A 4,207-nucleotide genomic window follows, 5' to 3' on the forward strand; every position below is an offset into this window, starting at 1 on the left:
TCGGCCATCCAAGGCACTTTTCCATGCCCCATATGCGGCAACCTGTCCCAAAAAAAGCTGGAGCTGTTGCGAAGCAAGTCGGCGGGGCGGGGCTTGCCGTGGAAGGCAAGAACACGGGCCGAACGTGGCGGGCGTTTCGGAGATCGGAACAGATCTAGGCCAATGGGTTGGCGCAGGTGGCGTTTGAACGACAAAACCCAGCCGGGCGGAAAGAAATTCATACTTTTGGCATAGGCGCCGACGAAATCCTGTTCGTTTTGGAACCGCAACAATGAGCCCGCAGGATCTGCCAAGAAAGCATCAAGGATTTGTGTTTCTGCCCCGAAATCAAAAGCAAAAATGGACGTGGCCACTTTTCCTTCGCCAGCGCGAGGTGGGTTTTCCCAGCCCGGCCCCATATCGGTGGCGACAAAACCTGTGCCATGGACGAACATCGGCTCCAGATCGCCCAAAACCATCATATCCAGATCAATGAACAGGCAACGGCCGGTCAGACCGTGCAAGTTGGGCAGATAAATCGCCAGTTTCGGCCAGATGCCGGGCAAGTACCATTGATCTGGGGTCAAGCTAATATCGGGGATAGGCAGTGCCTCTATCCCGTCAACAAAACCCAAGGCGTCATCGGTCAGGCAGACAAAACGGAACGAACCAGCCAGATGCCGCTTGCAGGCATTGAAAAGGACGTTGACATAATCCGCCGGATAGAGCTTACCCCATTTCATGCAAAGGATAGTGCGTTGGGGTGCGGCCGTCACAAATGCCTCCAGTCGAGCACGATTTTAAACTGTCCTAGACAAGTTGGGGTCGGCTGTCCATATCGGCATGGCTTGCGCGGGGCCCTTCCGCGCGGCTATCACTGTTGCATCACAAGGCCGATTGTATGACCCGATCCATCCTTTTCGTCACCGGAACACGCGCTGATTTCGGCAAGCTGGAACCCTTGGCCGTTGCCGCGCGCGACGCCGGTTTCAACGTCAGTTTCTTCGTGACTGGTATGCATATGCTGGCGCGCTACGGCTTGACCAAGCTGGAGGTGCAGCGCATGGCGGGTGTCTCGGTGCATGAGTTTCTGAACCAGCGCCCCGGTGATCCCCAGGATTTGGTGCTGGCGAAAACCGTGATCGGTTTTTCCGATTTCATCACCGAAACCCGACCGGACCTGATCATCACCCACGGCGACCGGGTCGAGGCGCTGGCCTGTACGCTGGTTGCAGCGACGAATTACATTCGCTCCGGCCATGTTGAGGGCGGCGAAGTGTCTGGCACGATTGATGAGATTTTCCGCCATTGCAACACCAAGCTCGCGACGACCCATTTTGTCAGTTCCGCGGCGGCGGCGCGCCGGGTGATGGCACTGGGGGAACCTGCGGATGCGGTGCATGTCATCGGCTCGCCGGAGTTGGATTTCCATTCGCGCAGCAGCGGCGTAACCATGGCCGACGTGCGCGCCCGCTATGGCATCGGCTTCGCGGATTACGGGATTTGCGTCTTTCACCCAGTCACTTCGGAGCAGTCGAGTATGGGCGCGCAGGCGCGCGGGCTTTATGATGCGCTTTCGGCGTCGGGTCGGAATTTCGTGCTGATCGCGCCGAACAATGATCCGGGGTCGGAGGATATTTTCAACGTTATCAATTCTTTGCCGAAGGATCGGTTCCGGCTGATCCCGTCGATGCGGTTCGCTCATTTCTCCGAGCTGATGAAAAATGCGGCCTGCATGATTGGCAACTCCTCAGCAGGTGTGCGCGAAGCGCCGTTTCTGGGCGTGCCGTCGCTGGATGTCGGGACACGGCAACACAACCGCGCGGCGGCACCCTCGATCCGCTTCGCCGATGCGGGCGACGGCCCGGCGATTGCGGCGTTTCTGGCTGGGGAATGGGGGAAAACCTATCCACGCCATGAAGGCTTTGGGTCAGGTTCGGCAGCCGAACGATTTGTTGCGGTGCTGAAAGACGAATGTTTCTGGTTGCGCGGTCTGCAAAAAGCGTTCAGCGACCTTGGTTGACCCTGCTCCCCTCGGTCTGACCTCGCGGCTGTATGTGCTGCTGACGAAGGCGCTGGCGCGGATTGCGCCCTTGTATCTGCGCAAGCGTCTGGCGCGCGGCAAGGAGGATGCGGCACGTTGGCGTGAAAAACTGGGGCAGACGGCGGCTCTGCGACCTGAGGGACGGCTGATCTGGCTGCATGCGGTCGGCGTCGGTGAGGTGATGGCATTGCGCGGGTTGATCGAGGCCTTGGGCCGCGCCGATCCCGGTTTGAATTTTCTGGTAACCTCCTCGGCAAGGTCCTCGGCTTCGGTGTTTGCGACCGGTCTGCCTGGGCGGACGATCCATCAATATCTGCCGCTGGATGCGCCGCCATTTCTTGCGCGGTTTCTGGATCATTGGCGGCCCGATCTGGTGATCTGGGCCGAGCAGGATATCTGGCCGGCGGCGGTTTTCGCCACATATGCCCGCGGGACCCCGCAAGTTCTGGTAAACGCGAGGATGGGGCAGGAATCATTTGGAAAACGACGTAGGTTCAAAGGATTGTACCGTGATGTTCTGGCGCGGTATGAAGATATTCTGGCGCAGGACGCCGCTTCAGCTGTTCATCTTGCGAGTTTGGGGGCAGTTGCGCCCCGCGTCATGGGGTCGCTGAAAGCTGCCGCCCCGGTCCTGCCCGCCAAAACGGCGGAACTGGAACGGATGGTGCGGATGTTTGCAGGGCGAAGGGTCTGGGTAGCCGCCTCGACCCATCTGGAGGATGAGGCTGTCGCGATGGCGGCGCAGGCCCAGCTTTTCACCGCCGATCCGCGTTGGCTCTTGGTGCTGGTGCCGCGGGACCCCAACCGGCATCTGGCGATGGAACTGGCTTTCGCGCGGCGCAGTACCGGGCAGGTATTGGCGGGTGAAGCGGTGTATCTGGCCGATACTTTTGGCGAATTGGGTCTGTGGTATCGCCTGGCGCAAGCTGCGCTTATCGGTGGCGGTTTCAGCAAGGTCGAAGGCCACAACCCGTGGGAACCTGCGGCTTTGGGCGTGGCGGTGCTGCATGGGCCGAGGGTGGCGAATTTCGCCGCTGATTATGCCACTTTGCACGGTGTTGATGCGGCGCGGGAAGTCAATGATTCCAATGATTTGATCGGCGATTTGAACGCGCCTGATCTGGCGCAAGTGGGTGCGCGCGCGCAGGCGTTGCAGCGCAGTGCGGCACCTTTGGACGGGTTGGCGCGTGATCTGCTGACAAGGATGCGGGATGGGTGAGTTTCCGTCGTTGAAATTGCGGCTGGCGTTGGTTGTTTACGGCGCAGCTTGGGTCTTGGGCCTGCCTCTCGTGCTGTTCTACCTTTGGCACCGTGGCCGCAAGGACCCGAATTATCGCAGCCATATCGCGGAACGCTTCGGCTTTTGTGGCATGCCGATGCCGGGGGCGGTCTGGGTCCATGCAGTGTCATTGGGGGAGTTTCGCTCGGCTGTGCCGTTGATCAATGCGCTTCTGCGGCAGGGTGAGCGGGTGGTGATCACCCATTTCACCCCGGCGGGGCGACGCGAATCATCCAGCGTCTATGCCCGCGAGATTGCGGCGGGACAACTGCGCGTCGTTTGGGTGCCGTTCGAAATCGGAATATGTTTTGCCGGATTTTTTCGCGCTTTTGCACCGAAATATGGTTTGGTGATGGAGGTTGAGATTTGGCCTCGCATGATCATGGCGGCGCGTCGCAAAGCCGTGCCGCTGTTCATGTGTAACGCGCAATACCCGTCGAAAGGCTATGCTCGTGACGGGCAAACCGGGCTTCGCGCGCAACTGATGCAGGGTTTTGCCGGGGCATTGGTGAAATCGGATTTGCAGGCGCGGCGCTTTGCCAGCGTCGGCGTCAAACGGATCGAAATCACCGGGGAATTGCGCTTTGATCAGCCGATCCCTGCTGCGCAAGTGGCGGCAGGCGTTGCCCTGAAACCCGCGCGCGATGTGGTGGTGATTGCCTCGGCGATAGAAGGTGAGGACGCAGGATATATTAGCGCGATCAAGGCGGTGCAGGCAGTTCGTGATACACTTTTTGTCTATGTTCCCCGCCGCCCAGAACGGTTTGAGCAGGTCGCAGCGGAGATAGAAAACGCGGGCCTTCGCATGGCCCGGCGGTCAACGGCTCTGGGCGCATCGCTGCAAGGCGTGTTGCCGGAGGGGATCGACGTGTTCTATGGCGACAGTCTCGGCGAGATGTATTTCT

At 59.8% G+C, this 4,207-nt stretch carries 4 protein-coding genes; 3 read left to right on the top strand and 1 reads right to left on the bottom strand.

Annotation, left to right across the window (positions count from 1 at the left end; all coding sequences use genetic code 11):
• On the bottom strand, window positions 1-755 hold a 755-nt coding region (locus tag L0H65_RS15470; RefSeq protein ID WP_301459948.1), incomplete at its 3' end, for a hypothetical protein.
• A gap of 125 nt (window positions 756-880) precedes the next feature.
• On the opposite strand from L0H65_RS15470, the gene neuC reads away from it, so the two are divergent.
• The 3 genes from neuC to L0H65_RS15485 form a co-directional block, all read left to right on the top strand.
• Window positions 881-2,002, top strand: coding sequence for a UDP-N-acetylglucosamine 2-epimerase (neuC, locus tag L0H65_RS15475; RefSeq protein WP_301459949.1), 1,122 nt, complete (start codon window positions 881-883; stop codon window positions 2,000-2,002).
• On the top strand, window positions 1,995-3,242 hold the full coding sequence (locus L0H65_RS15480; protein WP_301459951.1) for a 3-deoxy-D-manno-octulosonic acid transferase: 1,248 nt from the start codon (window positions 1,995-1,997) through the stop codon (window positions 3,240-3,242). The genes neuC and L0H65_RS15480 overlap by 8 nt, the downstream gene beginning before the upstream one ends.
• A partial coding sequence (locus L0H65_RS15485; RefSeq protein WP_301459953.1) for a 3-deoxy-D-manno-octulosonic acid transferase occupies window positions 3,235-4,207 on the top strand: 973 nt, incomplete at its 3' end. The genes L0H65_RS15480 and L0H65_RS15485, both read left to right, overlap by 8 nt.

It is taken from the genome of Pseudorhodobacter sp. (assembly GCF_030452865.1).
In the GTDB taxonomy this organism is placed as follows: Bacteria; Pseudomonadota; Alphaproteobacteria; order Rhodobacterales; family Rhodobacteraceae; genus Pseudorhodobacter.